General features: G+C 41.1%; 21 protein-coding genes. 20 read left to right on the top strand and 1 reads right to left on the bottom strand.

Annotated elements, in window-relative coordinates; translation table 11 throughout:
• Positions 1–72 precede the first annotated feature (72 nt).
• The 5 genes from P2W71_RS09555 (at position 73) to P2W71_RS09535 (ending at position 3,933) form a co-directional block, all read left to right on the top strand.
• On the top strand, positions 73–891 hold the full coding sequence (locus tag P2W71_RS09555) for a universal stress protein (RefSeq protein ID WP_276370159.1): 819 nt from the start codon (positions 73–75) through the stop codon (positions 889–891).
• Between the two features lie 252 nt (positions 892–1,143).
• Positions 1,144–1,581 (top strand): thioredoxin family protein, encoded by a 438-nt coding sequence (locus tag P2W71_RS09550; RefSeq protein ID WP_276370156.1) that lies wholly within the window; start codon positions 1,144–1,146, stop codon positions 1,579–1,581.
• Positions 1,571–2,518, top strand: coding sequence for an FAD:protein FMN transferase (locus tag P2W71_RS09545; protein WP_276370154.1), 948 nt, complete (start codon positions 1,571–1,573; stop codon positions 2,516–2,518). The genes P2W71_RS09550 and P2W71_RS09545 overlap by 11 nt, the downstream gene beginning before the upstream one ends.
• On the top strand, positions 2,515–2,733 hold the full coding sequence (locus tag P2W71_RS09540) for a DUF4266 domain-containing protein (RefSeq protein WP_276370151.1): 219 nt from the start codon (positions 2,515–2,517) through the stop codon (positions 2,731–2,733). The genes P2W71_RS09545 and P2W71_RS09540 overlap by 4 nt, the downstream gene beginning before the upstream one ends.
• 12 nt (positions 2,734–2,745) lie before the next feature.
• Positions 2,746–3,933 (top strand): DUF3570 domain-containing protein, encoded by a 1,188-nt coding sequence (locus tag P2W71_RS09535; RefSeq protein ID WP_276370149.1) that lies wholly within the window; start codon positions 2,746–2,748, stop codon positions 3,931–3,933.
• A 105-nt stretch (positions 3,934–4,038) separates the two neighbouring features.
• On the opposite strand, the gene P2W71_RS09530 is transcribed toward P2W71_RS09535, so the two are convergent.
• On the bottom strand, positions 4,039–5,436 hold the full coding sequence (locus tag P2W71_RS09530; RefSeq protein ID WP_276370146.1) for an MBL fold metallo-hydrolase: 1,398 nt from the start codon (positions 5,434–5,436) through the stop codon (positions 4,039–4,041).
• A gap of 217 nt (positions 5,437–5,653) precedes the next feature.
• On the opposite strand from P2W71_RS09530, the gene P2W71_RS09525 reads away from it, so the two are divergent.
• The 15 genes from P2W71_RS09525 to P2W71_RS09455 all read left to right on the top strand — a co-directional run bounded on the left by P2W71_RS09525 (position 5,654) and on the right by P2W71_RS09455 (position 21,398).
• On the top strand, positions 5,654–6,505 hold the full coding sequence (locus P2W71_RS09525; protein ID WP_276370143.1) for a universal stress protein: 852 nt from the start codon (positions 5,654–5,656) through the stop codon (positions 6,503–6,505).
• A gap of 6 nt (positions 6,506–6,511) precedes the next feature.
• Positions 6,512–8,914 (top strand): heavy metal translocating P-type ATPase metal-binding domain-containing protein, encoded by a 2,403-nt coding sequence (locus P2W71_RS09520; RefSeq protein ID WP_276370140.1) that lies wholly within the window; start codon positions 6,512–6,514, stop codon positions 8,912–8,914.
• A complete protein-coding gene (locus tag P2W71_RS09515; protein ID WP_276370138.1) occupies positions 8,911–10,203 on the top strand; it encodes an acetyl-CoA hydrolase/transferase C-terminal domain-containing protein in 1,293 nt (430 codons plus the stop codon). The genes P2W71_RS09520 and P2W71_RS09515 overlap by 4 nt, the downstream gene beginning before the upstream one ends.
• A 4-nt stretch (positions 10,204–10,207) precedes the next feature.
• Positions 10,208–10,369, top strand: coding sequence for a cbb3-type cytochrome oxidase assembly protein CcoS (ccoS, locus tag P2W71_RS09510; protein ID WP_276370135.1), 162 nt, complete (start codon positions 10,208–10,210; stop codon positions 10,367–10,369).
• Positions 10,370–10,446: 77 nt separating this feature from the next.
• Positions 10,447–11,505 (top strand): hypothetical protein, encoded by a 1,059-nt coding sequence (locus P2W71_RS09505; protein WP_276370132.1) that lies wholly within the window; start codon positions 10,447–10,449, stop codon positions 11,503–11,505.
• A complete protein-coding gene (locus tag P2W71_RS09500; RefSeq protein ID WP_276370129.1) occupies positions 11,489–12,700 on the top strand; it encodes a hypothetical protein in 1,212 nt (403 codons plus the stop codon). Before P2W71_RS09505 ends, P2W71_RS09500 begins: the two co-directional genes overlap by 17 nt.
• Positions 12,701–12,744: 44 nt before the next feature.
• A complete protein-coding gene (gene hemN / locus P2W71_RS09495; protein WP_276370126.1) occupies positions 12,745–14,121 on the top strand; it encodes an oxygen-independent coproporphyrinogen III oxidase in 1,377 nt (458 codons plus the stop codon).
• Positions 14,122–14,439: 318 nt separating this feature from the next.
• The gene (locus P2W71_RS09490) at positions 14,440–14,910 is read left to right on the top strand and encodes a c-type cytochrome (protein WP_276370124.1); all 471 of its coding nucleotides are present in this window, start codon (positions 14,440–14,442) and stop codon (positions 14,908–14,910) included.
• A 53-nt stretch (positions 14,911–14,963) separates the two neighbouring features.
• Positions 14,964–16,943, top strand: coding sequence for a Sec-dependent nitrous-oxide reductase (gene nosZ / locus P2W71_RS09485; RefSeq protein WP_276370121.1), 1,980 nt, complete (start codon positions 14,964–14,966; stop codon positions 16,941–16,943).
• Between the two features lie 94 nt (positions 16,944–17,037).
• The gene (locus P2W71_RS09480; RefSeq protein WP_276370118.1) at positions 17,038–17,619 is read left to right on the top strand and encodes a hypothetical protein; all 582 of its coding nucleotides are present in this window, start codon (positions 17,038–17,040) and stop codon (positions 17,617–17,619) included.
• Positions 17,616–18,044: a nitrous oxide reductase accessory protein NosL gene (locus P2W71_RS09475; protein WP_276370114.1), complete on the top strand. Its 429-nt coding sequence runs from the start codon at positions 17,616–17,618 to the stop codon at positions 18,042–18,044. Before P2W71_RS09480 ends, P2W71_RS09475 begins: the two co-directional genes overlap by 4 nt.
• Positions 18,044–19,291: a nitrous oxide reductase family maturation protein NosD gene (locus P2W71_RS09470; protein WP_276370110.1), complete on the top strand. Its 1,248-nt coding sequence runs from the start codon at positions 18,044–18,046 to the stop codon at positions 19,289–19,291. The genes P2W71_RS09475 and P2W71_RS09470 overlap by 1 nt, the downstream gene beginning before the upstream one ends.
• Complete coding sequence (locus P2W71_RS09465) at positions 19,269–19,997, top strand: ABC transporter ATP-binding protein (protein ID WP_276370108.1); 729 nt, start codon at positions 19,269–19,271, stop codon at positions 19,995–19,997. The genes P2W71_RS09470 and P2W71_RS09465 overlap by 23 nt, the downstream gene beginning before the upstream one ends.
• Positions 19,997–20,764: an ABC transporter permease subunit gene (locus P2W71_RS09460; protein WP_276370105.1), complete on the top strand. Its 768-nt coding sequence runs from the start codon at positions 19,997–19,999 to the stop codon at positions 20,762–20,764. The genes P2W71_RS09465 and P2W71_RS09460 overlap by 1 nt, the downstream gene beginning before the upstream one ends.
• A gap of 79 nt (positions 20,765–20,843) precedes the next feature.
• A complete protein-coding gene (locus tag P2W71_RS09455; protein ID WP_276370102.1) occupies positions 20,844–21,398 on the top strand; it encodes a fasciclin domain-containing protein in 555 nt (184 codons plus the stop codon).
• Positions 21,399–21,454: the final 56 nt, after the last annotated feature.

The following is a 21,454-nucleotide window of genomic DNA, read 5'->3' as shown; positions in this document are numbered from 1 at the left end:
AGTTAATATTTAACTTTTTTGAATAGGGAACTTTAACACTCGGAACATCAACACTTCAAACATTCCACAGACATGAAAAAAATCCTCTGCCCCACCGATTTTTCAGACACCGCTCAGAACGCCATTGCTTATGCTGCGAAATTTACAAAAGCAAGCGATTCAATGCTGACACTCCTAAATGTTCAATCGGCTAAGTCGCCTGCGCTGGCTGCTGAAAAGGAATTGGTAATGAATGTTGTTTCCGAAAGACTGGAAGAACTCAGCCGGGAAGTGCAGCAGTTTTTTAAGATATCGTGTGAAACGGATGTCATTCAATCGGGTAGCCTGTTAAGTGACGCTATCGCTGAACGCGCTTCTCATTATGACTTAATCGTGATGGGTACACACGGTGTGGAAAACCTTGTGGAATTCTTTACAGGAAGTAATACCTACCATGCTATTCGCAAATGCAATATCCCCGTATTGTTAATTCCACCTGACCGTACTTTTAGTCAAATCACGAGCATCGTATACGCTTATGATTACTTAGGTGAGCAAAAACTTCCGTTAAAACAATTATTGCCTTGGATTAAAGCCTTACAATGCGAGTTAACAGTTTTGCAGGTTAATGAAGAAGCCGTAAGTGAGGATGTCCTTGAGGAGATGAAAGACCTGCAGTTCATCATCTCCGAACAAGCTAAAAGTGAAGGAATCGATATCAATTTTGATTCTATTCGTTCGGCTGACATCGCCCCCAGCATTCATAGTTATATTCACCGAAATGAAAACGATGTGCTGGCGCTATGTACAGTAAACAGGAATTTTATTTCTCAAATGTTTCATAAAAGCGTGATCAAGGTCATTAGTGAAATCGCGAATTATCCCGTTTTCGTTTTTCATGAAGAAGCATAGACGTTACGCCAAACATTAATAAAGGTTCAAATTGAGAAGTTGGAAGTACATCGACAAACGATACAACGGAGCCTCCTTGAATAAGAGAATAAAATGAGGCATTGTATGACTTACGAATTGCCTTAACAATTGTCAATTGATTATCATAAAAAATAATTACTCAAAATGTTTATGATTTGGAATCAAATAAATTCAAACAGTGTTTCGTTTCTACCAAAAGCGCTCGATGCTTCCTTAGACAAATTCTAAACTATGAAAACCTTAGCCTTCGCCTTTCTCGCTATCTTCTTTACTTCACAACCATCCTGGCAAACCGACTTTAATCGAGCTCAGCAAGAAGCGAAGCAATCCCACAAATTTATTCTACTGAACTTTTCCGGCTCCGACTGGTGCGCGCCGTGCATAAAAATGAAACGTGAAGTATTTGAACAGGAAACATTCATTCAATATGCCAATGATAACCTGGTGTTAGTTAGGGCAGATTTTCCAAGATTGAAAAAAAATCAATTGGATGCTAACCAAAAAGCTCACAATGAAAAGCTTGCAGAGCAATATAACTCGAGTGGAAAATTTCCTTTAACACTCTTGTTAAATGAAGATGGTAAAGTAGTGAAAACATGGGATGGATATTCCAACGAATCTCCACAGGAATTCATAAAACAAATCGATCAGTCCAGAAATGGAAAATAATTTGTTGGCTATTTCGCCTAACCTTTATAAACGCGCGCTGCGGTTAATGGGTAATATGTTTGAGATCAGTGTGCTTGCCGAAGCAGAATTACAGGCGAGTGAAAGCATTGATGCAGCCGTAGCGGAAATGCAAAGAATAGAACGATTATTTACCACGTTCGATCCGGCAAGTCAAACCAATCAAATCAATGCTCAAGCCGGAATACAACCGGTAAGAGTCGATCGCGAAGTTTTCGAATTAATCCAACGTTCCATTCGAATTTCGGAACTTACCTCCGGTGCTTTCGATATTACCTACGGTTCTATTGACAAGCGGTTATGGAATTTTGATACAAAGATGTCTTCTCTTCCAGACAAAGAAACTGCCAAAAAAAGCGTCAGACTTATCAACTACAAAAACATTATTCTAGACAACGAGGCTGGAACAGTTTTTCTTAAGGAGAAGGGTATGCGCATTGGCTTCGGAGGAATTGGAAAAGGATATGCTGCAGATCAGGCAAAAAAAATTTTAAAAGACAAAGGAATAACCAGCGGCATAGTAAATGCCTCGGGTGATTTGTCAGCTTGGGGTCATCAACAAAATGGGAAACCATGGACAATCGGAATTGCAGATCCAGATACAAAAAATCCATTTAGCTATGTGAACATTACAAATATGGCCGTAGCAACTTCTGGCAACTACGAAAAGTATGTAACGATTGGCGGACAACGGTACTCCCACACGATTGATCCACGCACTGGCTTCCCTGTTACCGGAATCAAAAGTGTTACCATCATCAGTCCTTATGCAGAATTATCCGATGCTATGGCGACTCCAGTTATGGTTATGGGAACGCGCGTGGGCCTGGATCTTATCAACCAAATAAATTCAATTGCCTGCATCATTGTAGACGACGCTAATAAAATACATCATTCCCAAAATATTCAACTTAAATGAGAACTAGAAAGTTAATTGTATTTACCGGATTTGCTCTGTTGCTGCTGAGCAGCTGTAAGCCGGTAAAGGAATATCAAAAAATGTATCTGAACGACGCTGAGATGGAACTATCCATGCGAAAAGTACAGAAGACTGAGAATAGCTTTCAGCTGTACAGGGAGGGCGCCTCGGGAGGCAACGGGGGGAAGTCAGGCGGAGGTTGTGGCTGTAATTAACACAAAAGCGTTATGATCCGGATACCTATCATCATTATTGCATTTTACCTTTCCATTGTAAGTGCATTTTCTCAGTTTAATCAAGCTCCTTCAGACACCTCTCATTATGCGACAAGGAAATTAAACGTCGACGAGGTTAACTTTGTCACAAGTTACTATAAACAGGAAGGTAACAACGCAGCGGTTACGGGCGGCGTTGGTTCCGAGAGATTAACTGACTTTGTGAGTGTAATTGACATTCATTTGAGTCGCAAAGACCGGAAAAACAGACTTAATACATTTGTCGCAGAATTGGGAATGGATTCTTATACCTCGGCCTCGTCAGATAAAATTGATCCCTCTACAATTTCTTCAGCATCTTCGCAGGATCAACGCTACTACCCTTCTTTTAGCTGGGCGCGCACAAACGATGAGAAAAAAACTTCTATTGGTGCTACACTGGCCGGATCTTTTGAATATGATTATTATTCCATTGGTGCCGGAATCAATGCCACAAAAAATTCAAAAGATAATAACCGGCAGGTAAGCCTTCGGTTGCAAACGTTTCAAGACCAGCTCACGCTTATCTATCCGATAGAACTTCGTGGATCAAAACCTACCGGACTAACATCCCGAAATACCTACAATGCTTCTATCGGTTTGTCCCAGGTGATTAATACGCGCTTGCAAGTCATGCTGTTATTAGACCTTGCGTATCAGGAAGGGTATCTGAGCCTACCCTTTAACCGGGTCTATTTCACGGACAATACAGAATCAATTGAGTTATTGCCCGGGTCCCGCTTCAAAATCCCTATTGGATTAAGAGGAAATTACTTCATCGGCGACCGTGTTGTTCTCCGCGCCTTTTACCGTTATTATTGGGATGACTGGGAGTTAACAGCGCATACCGCAGAACTGGAAACCGCCGTCAAGATTACACCTTTTATTTCTGTAACACCATTCTACAGGTATTACACCCAATCAGGCGCAAGTTATTTCGCTCCATATAGGACACATGAAAAGACCACGCCATTCTATTCCAGTGACTATGACCTTTCCAAGTTCGACAGCCATTTTGCAGGATTAGGATTTCGCATGCTCTCAACGGATGGGATACTGGGCCTGGACCGTTGGAAAATGATTGAAATCCGGTACGGTCATTATGAAAGAAAAACAGGATTGGTTTCAAATATAGTATCCCTGCATGCTCGCTTTAAGTAACGCAAGAGGACACTTTTAATAAAAGCCATTAACGCTAATGCCCAAGTCAAGAACTAACACAAACGTACGATTCGTGGCAGTTCTTGACTTGGATAAACATGCGAGTTATATTCCTTGAAACAATTGCATTGATTCTAAATATTCAGGCACAACGACATTCCATTTCATCCGATCGCGTATAGCCTGGGCGTAAATCGAAAGACCCGGATTTTCGCCATGCACGGTAAACGTAACTTTCGGCGGATTCTTAAAATTTTTAAGCCATCCAAATAATTCTTCGCGGTCGGCATGTCCGGAAAAGGAACTCATGTTTTCAACCTTACAGTTGACCGCCACTTCTTCGCCAAAAATACGAATGGTAGGTTCTTTGTCAACAAGGCGACGACCCCGTGTTCCTGCAGCCTGGTATCCTGAAATCAACAGCGTATCTTGCTTATTTGGCAACCGATGATACATATGGTGCAGTATTCTCCCACCGGTCATCATGCCGCTGGAAGAAATAATAATAGCGCGGCTTTTGATTTCATTCAGCGCCTTAGAGTGCTTTGAATTTTTTACAAACACCAGCATGTTTGTTTCCAACTGCCTGGCGAATTGGGACTGATTGAATTTTACTTTGTGGTATTTCGGAAACTTGTAATATAAATATGTCGCAGAAGTTGCCATGGGACTGTCAATGTATACTGGCACGTCTGGAATTCTATCCTCTTCCATCAGCATGTGCAAATGGTACAATAATAATTGCGTCCGTCCAACGGCGAATGCAGGAATCAGCAACACGCCATTGTTTTTAAATGTATCGTTTACGATTCTCGTAAGCTCTGTCGCCGGATCTCCCCCAGGGTTGTCTTTGTGACCATAAGTGGACTCTACAAACAGTATATCAGCTTCATCGATAACTGCCGGCGGTCTTAACATGAAATCATTACTTCTTCCAAGATCCCCGGAGAAGACAATTTTCTTTTTTTGATTGTCGCCCTTAATAAACAATTCTGTAATTGCAGCTCCCAACAAGTGTCCCGCATCCTTAAAAATAATTTCTATCCGCTCACTAATCTTGATGACCTCATCGAAGTGAAAATCTTTTATCAGAGGCAAGACATTTTGCGCATCTTCAGAAGTGTACAACGGCAACGGCACGGCATGTTTTGAATATTTATGGGCATATGCATAAGATGCTTCTTCTTCCTGAAGCTTGGCCGAATCCAAGAGCATCAACTCCATTAAATCGGCTGTGGGTCGCGTGCAATAAATAGGACCCTTAAAACCTTCCTTAATAAGTTTTGGCAAATATCCGGTGTGATCAATATGGGCATGGCTGATGATCACCGCATGAATGGATGACGCATCAACAGGAAATACTTCCCAGTTTCTTAGTCTCAATTCCTTTAGGCCCTGAAAAAGTCCGCAGTCAAACAAAAGTCTGAAATCACCAATATCAAGCAAAAACCGTGATCCTGTTACTGTTCCGGTTCCGCCGAGAAATTTCACTCTTACATCCATTCGTTTTAGTAGTTACAAGTTCATTTAATGGCCCTTTATTTAGATGTATTAACAACTTGCTCATACGGTTAGAAATCTCCAAAAGTAAAAGGTCCAAGGTCAATATTATCAACTTTTATTGAATTCCAGACCTGACATAAATCATATTTCGCCCTGACCCCCATCAAGCAGGCAGAAATGCCCGCAATATATTTTTGTCATATAAACTTCTCTCAATATGAAAAAAATACTTGTTCCTTGCGACTTCTCGAAACCGGCCGTAAATGCCTTCAGATTCGCTTTAGACGTAGCTGAACGTTCGAAAGGCACCATCCAACTGGTGCATGTTATTGAGCTTCCTGTGATGCATGATACTGTGCTTATGCCGGTTCTCAATTTTGAAGAGCAATTATTAAAGGAGTTACGTCAAAAAGCCAATGAGCAATTTCAAAAGTTGTCTGACAAGTATTCAAGGGAGGGAGTTAAGGTAAAATGGGAAGTGGATTTTGGTGTTCCTTCCAAAACGATTCTGGATGTAATAACAGCCGAAGCAATCGATCTCGTCATTATGGGTTCACACGGAGCCAGCGGCTTGCGCGAGTATTTTATAGGTTCGAACGCAGAGAAAATGATTCGCAAAGCGCCAGTTCCCGTCTTAATTACAAAAGACTATTACAAAGGGCCAATTAAAAATATTGTTTTTCCTAATACACTTGACACAGAAAATCAAAGCGAATTGATCGCTAAGGTAAAAGCCCTGCAAAATTTCTTTGGCGCACATTTACACTTAGTGTGGATCAACACACCATTAAATTTTACTTCTGATGTGGTAACACAGCAGCGGTTACATGACTTCGCAAAACGTTTTGCATTTAAAGATTATAGTGTAAATATCTTTAATCACCCCAACGAAGAAGAAGGCATTATTCACTTTACTCAATTTGTGAAAGGCGACATTATTGCCATGGGAACGCATGGCAGAAAAGGGCTTACACATCTTATTAATGGAAGTGTAGCCGAAGATGTTGCCAATCATACAGAAAGCCTTCTCTGGACCTACACGTTAAAAAACGAACCGGTAGAATCTTAACATATTATGGTAGAAGTCGAAGTTGGCAGCGAGCTCAAATGTTATCATTGCGGGCAGACGTGTGAAGAACCACTTTGGTTAAATGATAAGCCTTTTTGTTGCTATGGCTGCAAGACGGTGTTCGAAATTCTTGACTCAAATGATCTTTGCGAATACTACACCCTTGATAGAAATCCAGGTAACACCGTCGGTGCCACAAACAAAGAAGCCTTCGCATACCTGGATGAAAAAAATATCCGCAAGAAAGTAATTGACTTCGATTCACCGACTTTCGCCAGTGTAAAATTCTATGTACCAGCAATACATTGTATCTCTTGTATCTGGCTATTAGAAAACCTGCACAAACTTAATCCTGCGATTCTCAAATCGCAGGTAAATTTTGCACGTAAATTGGTGGATGTTGAATTTGACCCTGGCCAGGTTCAATTAAGTACGGTAGCTGCGACGTTAAGCGAAGTTGGATATACTCCACAGATTAACCTTGATGCCGATCAAGGCGCTAAGCCTCAAGTCAACAAGCAACTGATCTTAAAACTAGCCATCGCCGGTTTTTGTTTCGGTAATGTCATGTTGTTCAGTTTTCCGGAATACCTGGGCTTGGATCACTCCGATCACAACTTAATGCGAATCTTTTCGTGGCTTAATTTTTCGTTGTCAATACCAGTATTTTTCTATAGCGGATTCGGCTACGTCCGGTCGGCATGGCGAAGTTTTAAAGACAAACAAATCAATATTGATGTACCCATAGCCGCGGGGTTAATAGCTTTGTTCCTCAGGAGCAGTTATGATATTATTACAGCCACGGGTCCTGGCTATCTAGATTCCTTTACCGGATTAGTGTTCTTCTTGCTAATTGGGCGCTGGTTTCAGGGAAAGACTTATGAAAGCCTTGCCTTCGATCGGGATTTCACCTCTTATTTTCCACTGGCCATAAACCGTTTTGTGAAAAATGAATGGAAGCCTGTTGTGATTTATGATTTGAACAGGGGTGATCAAATTCGTGTCAGAAATATGGAAATTATCCCAGCCGACAGCACACTGTTGGATGCGTTTGCTTACATCGATTATAGCTTTGTTACGGGTGAAGCGAAGCCAGTTAAAGTCCTGCAAGGTGAACTGGTGTATGCTGGCGGAAGATTAATTGGTACTCCAGTTAACCTCGTCGTTGAAAAGAAGACTTCACAAAGCCACCTGACAAGCTTGTGGAACAATGACGCATTTAAAAAGATTAGTGAAAGCAAATATCAGAAAATTATCGATTCGGCTGCACGCAGATTTACGTGGGTGGTGTTAGCCATCGCAGTAGTGACGTTTATTTACTGGAAGGTATATGATCCGTCGCAAATGTGGCTCGTCCTGACTGCAGTCCTAATGGTAGCATGCCCATGTGCGTTGGCGTTGGCCGCTCCCTTTACCTTTGGAAGCATGCTTCGCGTTTTCGGCAGGAATAACCTGTATTTAAAAAATGCTGATATCATTGAAAAGCTAGCCAGTGTTGATACCGTTGTTTTTGATAAAACAGGAACGGTTACGCACGGGCGCACGCCTGAAATTAAATTTGAAGGACATTTAACTCCTTTACAACTTGGGCACATAAAATTGTTAACGAGTTATTCCACCCACCCCTTGAGTGTGCTGATTGCCAAGTCAATCAAAGTAACTTCTACCGAAACTGCAGAAGATTTCAAAGAGTTTTCAGGCAAGGGAATTCAGGGCATCATTCATGGCCAGCGTTATAAAATCGGATCTGCATCTTTCACAGGATCAATAACCCAAGCCAATCCGTTGGGGACACATGTTTTCGTATCCATTGATAATGAGGTCTACGGTTACTTTAATATTAAAAGTTCTGTACGGCCAAATTTCAAAACCATGCTTGAGAGGCTGAGCGATAAAAATACGAGCTTACTTTCAGGAGACAACGATTCAGACCGCGGATCGATGCAGAAGTTGTTTAATACTGCTTCAAGTCTTCTGTTTAATCAAAGTCCTCACGATAAGTTGCGATATATCGAACAACTCCAGCGGGAAGGAAAAAAGGTATTGATGATCGGAGATGGCTTAAACGACGCAGGTGCACTTAAACAAAGCGATGTAGGCATAGCGATAACGGATGACACCGGCGTATTCACGCCGGCATGTGATGGCATTCTTTTAGGCGAAAAACTGCACATGCTTGATCAATATCTTGAACTCGCGCGCGCTTCATCTGTTATCCTGAAAACAGGTTTTGCTATTTCGTTTTTCTACAATGCAATAGCATTAAGTTTCGCAGTTACGGGGTATCTTACACCGCTTGTTGCAGCGATCCTAATGCCAATAAGCAGCATTAGCGTGGTAGGATTCTCGTCAGTTGCAGTCAATTTTATCGCGAAAAGAAAATTAAAAAACATAAAAAATTTATCATGAACTATATATCAGCTGAAGAAGCACTACAAGCCATTAAACCAGGCCAACGGGTCTTTGTCCATGGTGGCGCAGCCACTCCACATTTTCTGTTAAAAAAACTTGCTGAGCGTTCTTCCGAGTTATGGAATGTCGAAATTGTCAGCATCAGCTTACAAGGCGACGCTGTTATTGCCGACAAAAAATATAAGGACAGTTTTAGAATCAATTCATTGTTCGTTTCCCAAAATATCAGAGAAGCTGTGAATGCGGGCCGAGGAGACTATGTACCCATTTTTCTCAGTGAAATTCCTATTCTTTTCCGCAGAAATATCTTGCCGCTGGATGTTGCGCTGGTGCAGGTGTCGCCGCCCGATAAGCATGGATACTGCTCGTTAGGAACATCGGTGGATATCGCTGCAAGTGCTGTGAAAACAGCTAAACATGTTATCGCACAGGTAAATCCGCGAATGCCCCGCACGTTAGGCGACGGTATTGTGAAGACTACTGAATTTGATGCCATGGTTTACGCTGAGGAAGAGCTCCCAGAAGTGCAGTGCGGTGCGCCGAACGAAATTTCACAACGCATAGCGCTACATTGTTCGGAGTTGGTGGAAAACGGCGCCACCCTTCAGATGGGTATAGGTTCAATCCCAGATGCTGTGTTGGCAAGTCTAACGCATCATAAAGAACTTGGAGTACATACAGAGATGTTCTCTGATGGAATAATTCCATTAATAGAAAAAGGAATTATTACCAACCAGCATAAGAAAAAACATCGCGGAAAAACGGTCACTTCCTTTTTATTGGGAAGTCGTAAACTGTATGATTTTGTTGATGACAATCCCTCCGTCATTGCACTGGGAATAGACTATGTGAACGACACGGCGGTCATCCGGACTAATCCAAAAGTGACAGCCATCAACAGTGCCATTGAAGTTGATATCACCGGACAAATCTGCTCGGATTCGATTGGAACTTATCACTATTCCGGTGTTGGAGGACAGATGGATTTTGTCCGGGGAGCTTCCTTATCAGAAGGCGGAAAACCAATCATTGCATTACCTTCCATCACAGCAAATGGCGTTTCCAGAATTGTTGCATCACTGAAAGAAGGTGCCGGCGTTGTAACAACAAGGGCACATGCACATTACATTGTAACAGAATATGGCGTTGCTTACGTGTATGGAAAAAATATGCGTCAGCGGGCAAAAGCATTGATTTCTATCGCACATCCCAATCATCGTGAAGCCTTGGAACGTGCAGCATTCGAACGCTTTCATTCTTACGAATTTGAACGAACAGTCTATTAAAGTTATGGGTATCATTGTCATTTTAATCCTCATTAGTTTATCTATTGCAATACTATTCTTGGCGATATTTTATTGGAGCATGAAAAGCGGCCAATATGACGATACGTATACCCCGTCCGTAAGAATGTTGTTTGAGGATAAGAAGAAGGAAGCTAAGGATAAGTAGGTTGTTCCGCTAGGATCGGCCTACTTACAAAAAAGAATCCGATCTTTACCTTCATTAATTATCCACAATAAGGCTGAATGATCAAAGTCTCACGAATTCCATTCATAGCACTTGCGCTCCTTTGTCTCATTACCGGACTTTGGACAGGCTTAAGCAGAATAGGCTGGGATTTATTCGTGCTTCCAGCCACAGCACATCACGGTGCGATTATGGTAGGTGGTTTTTTAGGCACGCTTATATCGATCGAAAAAATAATTCCACTCAAAAAAAAGGTATTGTTTCTGATACCTGTATCCAGTGCGTTGAGTGTTCTGTTTTTTATTATTAATCAGCCATTATGGTCCATCATGCTGTTGATACTTGCCAGTTCGGGACTCATACTTGTATTCACTATTTACTTGATTCGCGAACGCTCATTGATTTATACTTTAATGTTGGCAGGCGCGATTAACTGGCTCATTGGAAATATATTATTACTAACTAAAAACTTTTATCCACTTGCGTTTCCGTGGTGGTTAGGATTTATTTTGTTCGTGATCACCGCTGAACGACTGGAGCTGATTCGATTTCTTCCGGTGAGCGCGCTCAAGAAAAAATTCTTTGTTGGATTTCTCGTTTCATTCGTAATTGGCGTAGGCATTTCTTTTCATGGCATTGGTAATATGGTATCCGGTCTTTCGTTAGTCGCTACTTCTATTTGGCTAATGAGAAATGATCTTATTGGCATAACCATTAAAAAAAACGGTTTACCAAAATTTGTTGCCATCTCGCTTTTGTGTGGATACCTGGCATTGCTTCTGACAGGAATACTTTTTGTGACGCGCTCCGAGCAAATGCTGGCCTATGATGCAATTGTGCATACTTTCTTTCTGGGCTTCGTATTTTCGATGATCTTTGCGCACGGTCCGATTATTTTACCAGGTGTGTTGGGAAGCAGTGTACAACCTTTTCATAAAATTCTATATCTGTGGCTTTTCGTGTTGCAGAGTTCATGGCTGATACGAATTTTCGCGGATGCATTTATGGCAACTCACTGGCGCAAAATGACGGGTATAATAAGTGCATTAGCAATTGTTGCTTACTTTGTTACCATAGCCACCTTAACGTACAGAAGGCAGCATGCTAAGTTACATTAGACTTCCCCTGCTATTTTTCTTCCTGGCATCGCTTTTTGGAATTTTCTTACGTTGGCAATTTGTTTGGCCCACACCAGGAATTACATACGCTTATTTCCTCCATGGGCATTCACACACCATGTTTTTAGGATGGGTCTTTAACGTTTTGTACATCGCTTATACGATTACGTATATACAACCCGTTGACCAGAAAATCTTTAAGATACTTTTTGTACTGGCTCAACTCTTAGTAGTAGCCATGATGATTTCGTTCCCTATTCAGGGGTATGGAACATACTCAATCATCTTCTCAACGCTTCATACGTTCGTCGCACTCTCTTTTGTTATTCTTTTTTTAAAGAAGACTGCATCCTTATCGAGCACTTCGGTGTGGTTTGCACGAGTATCGTTAATATTTTTTTTCATCTCAACCGCCGGTCCGTTTTCATTGGGCTACATCATGGCTAATGGATTAGGTCAAAGTCAGTGGTATTATTTCTCCATTTACTATTACTTACATTTTCAATATAATGGCTTTTTTATGTTTGGTGTATTCAGTATTTTTTTTCACCTACTGGATACAAAACAAATTCATTACGATATTCAAAAGGCAAAATCTATCGGCAGATGGATGGCTATTGCCTGCGTGCCTGCTTACTTCCTTAGTGTACTATGGGCAAGGCCCGGGCTAGGGTATAACCTGATTGCTGGTCTTGCCGGCTTGATCCAATTGTACGTGCTGGCATCTCTCATTGCTTTCATAATGAAACTGCAAATGACACAGCATTTTAGCAGACCGTCCTATCCTTTATTAGTTACAGCCCTACTCGCTTTCTCGATCAAAACGATTCTTCAATTTTTATCGGCTTTTCCAAGTGTTGCTGCTTTGGCTTATGAACTCAAACCCATCGTAATTGCGTATTTGCATTTAATACTGATTGGCGTTATCACCGCCCTGCTGCTGGTATGGTATATCGAAAAAGAATTCCTATATCACAAAGCCTTGCCGGGTGTCATTGCAACATTTCTGATCGGTTTTATTGGAAGCGAAATTACGTTAGTTCTTCAACCCTGGTGGAGCTCTTTCTTGCCCGACATTCGAGTGACGCCATCTCAAATTATCTTCCTTTTTTCAGCAATCCTTTCCGTTTGTTGCTTTCTGTTTTTGTACACCTGCAAAACAGAAATACCTGATAAAAATCAGAAACCAATTTGATTCACCTCAGGAATGGACCATTAATAAATGGTGAATTTTACATCATGATTAAAACGCTTTCAGAAAGCCAGTTGATAAAAAAGTATGATGTGCCTGTGCCTCGCTATACGAGCTATCCCACCATGCCATCCTGGGACACTGAGAATTTCTCGAATGAAAAATGGGTTGCGTCGGTAAGAAGGATTTTTGGTGAAACAAACGATACTAAAGGTATTAGTCTATATATCCATCTTCCTTTTTGTGAAAGCTTGTGCACTTACTGTGCATGTAACACACGCATTACAAAGAACCATAATGTCGAGGAAAAATACATCCGTGCGCTGTTGAGTGAGTGGGAACAATATAAACTTATTTTTGGTCAGAAGCCTGTCATACGCGCACTTCACCTGGGAGGTGGAACGCCGACATTTTTTAGCTCAGAAAACTTGAAATGGCTTATTTCGTCACTGCTTAAGGATTCGAAAATTCATGACGAGCGTGAATTTAGTTTTGAAGGCCATCCTAACAATACCACACCAGAACATTTGCAGACACTTTTCGATCTTGGATTTACCAGGGTGAGTTTTGGCGTTCAGGACCTCGATGAAAGAGTACAGAAGACCATTCATCGCATTCAGCCTTTTGAAAATCTGCAAAAAGTAACTGACGTTAGTCGGGCAATTGGATACGAATCAATAAGTTTCGACTTGATTTATGGGTTGCCCTTCCAAACACCATCAACGGTAATTAACACCTTCGAAAAAATTCTTACACTGAAGCCAGACAGAATTTCATTTTACAGCTATGCGCATGTGCCTTGGATAAAACCAGGACAACGGGGCTATGAGGACGCAGATTTGCCATCAGATGTGATGAAAAGATTGCTGTACGAAACGGGAAGATCGATGCTGAAGGCTGATGGGTATGAAGACATTGGCATGGATCATTTTGCACTGCCGCACGATACCATATTTCACGCGCAGCAACAAGGAAAACTTCATCGCAATTTTATGGGCTATACTACGCTAGAGACCGATTTGCTTATAGGTCTAGGTTGCTCGGCGATCAGTGATGCAAAATATGCTTATGCTCAAAATGAGAAAAAAGTTGAAACCTATGCTCAGGCATTAAAAAGTAATGGCCTGGCCGTTGCCAAAGGACATATTCAGACAGATGAAGACCTCCATCTCAAAAAATGTATCCTTGAGGTAGCGTGTCAAGGTAAAATCAGCCGCGACAATTTATCTATGATCAACAAGAAATCTATTCTTCATACATTGAACACGTTCTGTTTTGAAGGGATTTTAACGCCAAATGATGAAGGATTTCAGGTAACTGAATTTGGACGAGCATTTATCAGAAATATCTGTAGCACCTTTGATCTTCGTAGACAAGTCGATCAACACACTCCCGCGAACAATATTTACAGTAAAGCGATGTAGACGAAACAGTTACTCAGGGAATTGTTTATGAGAGTCTATTTTACACTTTGATCCCAAAAAATACGTAATAGTTTTGATCAATTGATGTATCCGAACTAACTTAACAGAGTTATTAAGGCTAATCTTGCGTTGCTTTCGTTGACATTACACGTAGACCTTACGTTAAGTGTATTAAAGCTGATACAAATCATACCACGAATATGACTTGAATCATAAGGGTTAAAAGCTGCACCATATACTTTGCATCGATAAAAACATTCGACCTCGTTATTTTATCTATTATATCTAACTAACAAATTCAACCTAACAGCACAAACTATGAAAAATTTGATTTCTCTTGTTATTCTGGGCCTGATACTCGTTTCATGCGGTCCGGAAAAACCCAAAACAGAAGGCGAGTCTCAGGAACATCCAAGCGGCAAGGACGCTGTTATCGAAAATGTCGACGAAGGCAAAGGTGTTGGCCAAGTTAAAGAGGTGACTTTAAACACACCTCTCGAACAAGAACGTATTCCAAGAGGAAAAGCCATTTATGAAATGAAATGCCAGGCTTGCCATCGTCTTGATGATCAACGGGTAGTAGGACCAGGTTGGAAAGATGTTACTAAAAAGAGAAAGCCTGAGTGGATCATGAATATGATTACCAACGTGGACGTTATGCTCGACAAGGACGCAGAAGCGCAAAAACTACTTGAATTGTGTTTGACACGAATGCCGAATCAAAATGTATCATTGGGTGATGCACGTGATGTACTTGAATTCATGCGGCAAAACGATGGCGAAAAATAGCTATCATCTCCAAGAAGAAATTTCTAAGAAGATCTCACTAACTAACACATATAATGAAAAATAAAATTTTAATAGGAACGGCTGGAATTCTAGCAGCGTTCTCAATTTATAGCTGTAAACCGAAAGCGCCGGAAGATGCCACTACCGGTGATGCAGCTTCACGCGTGTATGTTGCACCGGGAAAGTATGATGAATTCTATAATCTGGTATCCGGTGGTTTCAATGGCCAGCTCAGTGTTTATGGCATACCTTCAGGAAGGTTGATTAAGATTCTTCCTGTGTTCTCCGTGTTTCCTGAAAATGGATATGGATATAGCGAAGAAACAAAACCGATGTTAAATACATCACATGGTTTTGTGCCTTGGGATGATTTGCATCACGTAGCAATTTCAACAACCAAAGGTGAGCATGATGGACGCTGGGTTTTTGCTAACGGTAACAATACCCCGCGCGTGGCTCGCATCAGTCTAAGCTCATTCAGAACAGAAGAGATCCTGGAAATTCCTAACAGCGGTGGTAATCACTCCTCCCCTTTTATTACAGAAAACACCGAGTATGTAATTGCGGGTACCAGGTTCAGTATTCCGATGGGCAATAAAGATGTGCCTATTAGTTCATACAAAGAAAACTTCAAAGGTTCTATTAGTTTCATTAAAGTCGATTCAAGTTCGGGTCGTATGAATATAGCCTTTCAGTTAAGAACTCCCGGTTTTAATTTCGACTTAAGCCGTGCAGGCAAAGGCCCGTCACACGGATGGTTCTTCTTCTCATGCTACAACACGGAGCAAGCCTACACCTTATTGGAAGTAAATGCTTCTCAGAAAGATAAAGACTTTATCATGGCTGTAAACTGGAAAAAAGCAGAGGAGTACATTGCGCAAGGAAAAGGTACGATAGAGAAAGCTAATTATGCCCACAATGTGTATGATGACAAGAAACATTCGGCTACATCTACCATCTTAAATGAAGTTAAGGTTCTGGATATAACCCAGTTCCCTGACATCGTATATTTTATTCCATGTCCTAAATCCCCTCACGGTACTGACGTAGATCCTACAGGAGAATACATTGTGGGAAGCGGAAAGCTTGCTGCTACAATGCCTGTGTTCTCATTCACAAAAATTCAAAATGCAATTGCCAATAAAGAGTTTGAAGGCGATTTTAGCGGAATACCAGTGATTAAATATGAGGCTGCGCTTCATGGCGAAGTTAAAAAACCAGGTCTTGGCCCGTTGCATACTGAGTTCGACGAAAAAGGAAATGCGTATACCTCTATGTTTGTGTCATCCGAGATCGTTAAATGGAATGTCAAAACATTGGAAATTCTTGATCGCGTTCCTACTTACTATTCCATTGGTCACTTGAGTGTTCCAGGAGGACCTACCAAAAAACCTCATGGTAAATATGTGATTGCCTATAACAAGATCACCAAGGACCGTTATCTACCAACAGGCCCTGAGTTAACACAATCCGCGCAGCTATATGATATTTCTGGCGATAAAATGCAATTGCTGCTCGACTTCCCTACAACGGGTGAGCCACACTATGCAGAAGCAATACCAGCAAGTCTGATTCAAGCTAAATCCCTCAAGATCTACAAGATTGAGGAAAACGAACACCCTTATGCCGCTAAAGGTGAAGGTCAAACCAAAGTTGAAAGAAAAGGGAATGAAGTGCACATTTCCATGACGGCAATCCGTTCACACCTTACTCCTGATAATATCGAGGGGGTTAATGTCGGAGATGATGTCTTTTTCCACGTAACAAATATTGAACAGGATTGGGATGTTCCGCACGGTTTTGCTGTGAAAGGTGCTAATAATGCTGAAATATTAATCATGCCAGGTGAAACACAGACTTTTAAATGGAAACCATTAAGTTCAGGTGTATTTCCATTCTATTGCACGGACTTTTGTTCAGCGTTACACCAGGAAATGTCTGGCTACATCCGCGTATCTCCAGCAGGTTCTAAAACGCCACTGAAATTTTCTACAGGCAAAGTTGAAAACCAGGAAAGTGGCGCCGGGAAATAATGAAAAATCATAGTTAACAGGTTGATACCTCATCTCGATACCTTAATCAAAAATTAAGGTCATTGGGGTGGGGTTATCTTTAAAATTCGATTCCATGAAAAAACTGAAACCACTGTCACGATTGCTCATTGCCCTCTCTGCGCTAATATTGATCTCCGCTTATTTTGTGCCCCTGTGGCAAATCGTTATGTGGGCTCCTCAGTATCCTGAAGGACTTACCATGAAAATTTGGATTGATAATATCACCGGAGATGTTAACATTATCAGCGCGCTGAATCACTATATCGGTATGCGCCACATCGAAGTCAGTATGTTTCCGGAATTCGGCTACATGATTTACATTGTTGGATTTGTAATCGGCTTTGGTTTATTAGTAAGCATACTGAACCGCCGATTTATGCTTATCGCATACGCGTTGCTCCTCATGGCATGTGGAATCGGCGCATTAGTAGATTTTTATCTTTGGGGTTATGATTATGGCCACAATCTTGATCCCACAGCAGCCATCATCGTACCAGGTATGGCATACCAGCCTCCTGTTATTGGCACTAAGCAATTGCTTAACTTTACAGCATTCTCCGGTCCGGACATTGGTGGATGGATATTTATGGTCTCAGCCGCCCTTGCCATCGGAGTCCTAATTGTTGAAATTTATTTATCTAGAAAAAAAATATGAAGGTCTTAATTGCGCTTGTCCTCACCATTACCTTGTTGTCTTGCAACGTAGAGCCTGAGCCTATTCAATATGGGACAGACGCATGTCATACCTGCAAAATGACACTGATGGATAAAAAATTCGGAGCGGAATTGGTCACCGAAAAAGGTAAGGTTTACAAATTTGATGACGTGAATTGTATGTTGAGTTTTTATAATTCCAACGAAGCGTCTGAGCAATATAAATATCGGCTGGTTGTTGATTTTGCCGAACCAGGAAAATTGATTGAGGCCAACGATGCGTTTTACCTCAAATCGTCAGAAATTAAAAGTCCCATGGCAAGCCAGGTTGCTGCTTTTGGAAAAAAAGAAAACATGGAGGAATTAAAAAAGCAGCTGAAGGGAATCTATTTAGTGTGGGGTGAGCTTGTTACACAATATAAATAATGAAAACCATACTGCTTTGTTTGCTGCTAATTTATTGTCCGCTATTGTTGCTATCAAAAACGATTGTTGTTGACAGCAATGGACAAATACGCTCTCTAAAAAGAGCTATCGAATTAGCATCAGCAGGCGATACCGTGTTGGTGAAATCTGGAACCTACAAAGAAGGAAATCTGATCATTGAAAAAAGTATTACCATCATCGGAGAAAACTTCCCCATTCTCGATGGCGAACACAAGCATGAAATTTTTACCATTCATGCAAATGACATTAATATTTCAGGACTGGAATTTCGGGATACAGGAACTTCCAGCATGAATGATCTGGCCGCTATCAAAGTGCTGGACTCCAAACGGGTCACTATCATTGGCAATAAATTCAGCAATTCATTTTTCGGCATTTATTTCGCAAACTCTTCCAATTGCAGAATAGAAAACAATCAACTTAAAGCGAGTGCGCTTGCGGAATATGAAATTGGAAATGGTATCCACTTATGGAAGTGTGAACAAATTACTATCGACAACAATCGCATCGAAGGCCATCGCGATGGGATCTATTTTGAGTTTGTGACCAATTCCTTTATCAAGAATAATCACAGTGAAAGAAATTTACGTTACGGGTTACATTTTATGTTCTCCCACAACGATGAGTATACAAACAATTCCTTTATCAATAACGGCGCCGGAGTAGCAGTAATGTACACTAAGAATGTAAAGATGTATGGAAATACATTTCAACAAAACTGGGGCGCGGCAGCCTATGGACTGTTGTTAAAAGATATTCGTGACAGCGAAGTAATTGGCAATCATTTCATAAAAAACACCATTGGAATTTATCAGGAAGGCGTCAGCCGGACTGTGTTTGAGAACAATAATTTTTACGAGAACGGATATGCTATTCGGTTACAGGCTAGCTGCGATGACAACACATTCAAAAGAAACAATTTTTCATCTAATACTTTCGATCTCGCTACCAATGGTACAATGGTGCTCAACACAATCGACGGTAACTATTGGGATAAATACCAGGGATATGACATGAATAAGGATGGCATCGGAGATATTCCCTTTCGTCCTGTAAACTTATACGCCATGATTGTGGAACGGATTCCTTCAGCAGTTTTACTTTGGAGAAGCTTTCTGGTGCTTTTAATGGACCGCGCAGAAAAAGTTATACCGGTAGCAACGCCGGAAAATTTGAAAGACAATGCACCTTCTATGAAACCGTATGATCGTTCTAAAAAAAGTTAACAAACACTTCGGTAAGCTACTTGCGCTCGATCAGGTCGATATCACAATGGATGCAGGAAAATCCTATGCATTGATTGGACCCAATGGCTCAGGTAAAACTACTTTAATAAAATCGATTCTCGGAATGGTGATACCGTCATCGGGAGAAATCATTGTCGATAACGAAAACATCAAGAATCATTGGAAGTATCGTGACAAGATCGGATACATGCCGCAGATCGGACGTTATCCTGAAAACATGCGTATCGGCCAAATCATCGACATGATGAAAAACATTCGCAGAAATATCAAAGACACCGACGAAGAATTGATACAAGCATTTAATCTTTCAAAAATACTGGACAAAAGAATGCATGCTTTGTCCGGCGGAACGAGACAGAAAGTAAGTGCAGCACTGGCGTTTCTGTTTCATGCTCCGATTTTAATTTTGGATGAGCCTACAGCAGGGCTCGATCCCGTATCAGTCGAAATTCTTAAGGAGAAAATTCTAAAAGAGAAAGACAAGGGAAAACTGATTATGATCTCATCTCACATTCTCAGTGATCTCGACGAATTATCAACCGATATTGTTTATCTATTTGAGGGTAAAATTCAGTACAACAATACCATCGCTAATCTAAAAGAAGAGACACAAGAAGAACGTCTCGGAAAAGCAATGGCTGCTTATATTAATCAAAATGCTTTGCAACATACACTTCAGGACTGATGGCACGTATCATTAAATATATTTTTTACGATATACTAAGGACAAGATTCATCCTCTTATATACACTCTTTTTACTGATTGCTACCATAGCGTTGTTTCAGTTGGATAGCGACGTTGGAAAAGTTATTATGAGTCTGATGAATATCGTGCTCATGGTCATACCGTTGGTCAGCATCGTTTTTACCACCATTCATTTTTACAATTCATACGAATTCATAGAATTGATGTTGGCCCAACCCGTGAACAGGAAAGTCATTTTTCTGAGCGAATATATTTCAACTGCCCTATCGCTATGCATTGCTTATCTGATCGGTGTCGGACTCCCTATCATCCTCTATGGCGTAACCCCAAGCAGCTTAACATTGATTTACACGGGTTTGATGCTAACACTGGTTTTTGTTTCGCTCGCATTTCTTGCCTCAGTGCTCACGCGGGATAAAGCAAAAGCGATTGGTGTAACATTACTGTTTTGGTTTTACTTTTCATTAATCTACGATGGCTTGTTGCTTTGGGTTATTTACAGTTTCAGCGATTACCCATTGGAAAAATTAACGGTTGCGCTGGTGGCTTTGAATCCCATTGATCTGGCCCGCATCATGATGCTGCTCAAACTCGACATTTCAGCATTGATGGGCTATACCGGCGCATTTTATCAGAATTTTTTTGGAAGCTATTGGGGCATGCTTTTTTCCACCGGAGTATTGTCCTTGTGGATCATATTTCCATTATTCCTTGGGACAAGAATATTCATCAAAAAAGATTTATAATCTAGGGCTGATATGATTTTAATCATATATGATTCCCGCTTTACATATGACATTTGATCAGTATCAAAATTATACTGTTATGAAAACCAACTTCTATTCATTATTGATATTAGTAGCCATAGGACTAGTTGTATCAAATTGTTCCACGACGACAAGCGACAAGAAAGTGGCTCCAACCGAAGCCAGCCTTGACGGAGGTCAATCAACGGTTGAAGATTCAGAATCCCAAAAAAATGTGGTGCAAGTAGCTGTCGCATCAAATGATCACACCACCTTGGTTGCCGCCGTAAAAGCAGGCGAGCTTGTTGATGCACTTTCAAATGCGGGCCCGTTTACCGTTTTTGCGCCCGTTAATGCTGCATTCGATAAACTTCCGGAAGGAACTGTTGAAAATCTATTGAAACCCGACCAAAAGGAACAATTGCAAGACGTCTTGCAATACCATGTTGCTGTCGGAGTATATAAACTTGAAAACCTGCAGGACAATCAGTCACTCGGCATGGTGAATGGTAAAAATGTAACGTTCGGCGTTTCCGGTGGAAAAGTTACCATCAACGGAGCAACTGTTATTGGTACTGTACCTGCTTCCAATGGAGTAGTGCATATCATCGACGCAGTTCTTCTTCCCAAATAGCATACAGATTTTTCATTTATTATTGACAAAGATTATACACCCTCGCACTTTCTTGC

Origin of the sequence: Chryseolinea sp. H1M3-3 (genome assembly GCF_029360725.1) — a bacterium.
GTDB lineage: Bacteria > Bacteroidota > Bacteroidia > Cytophagales > Cyclobacteriaceae > Chryseolinea.
Note: the sequence above shows the minus strand (reverse complement) of the source record. Positions and strands in the feature narration are given on the sequence as shown.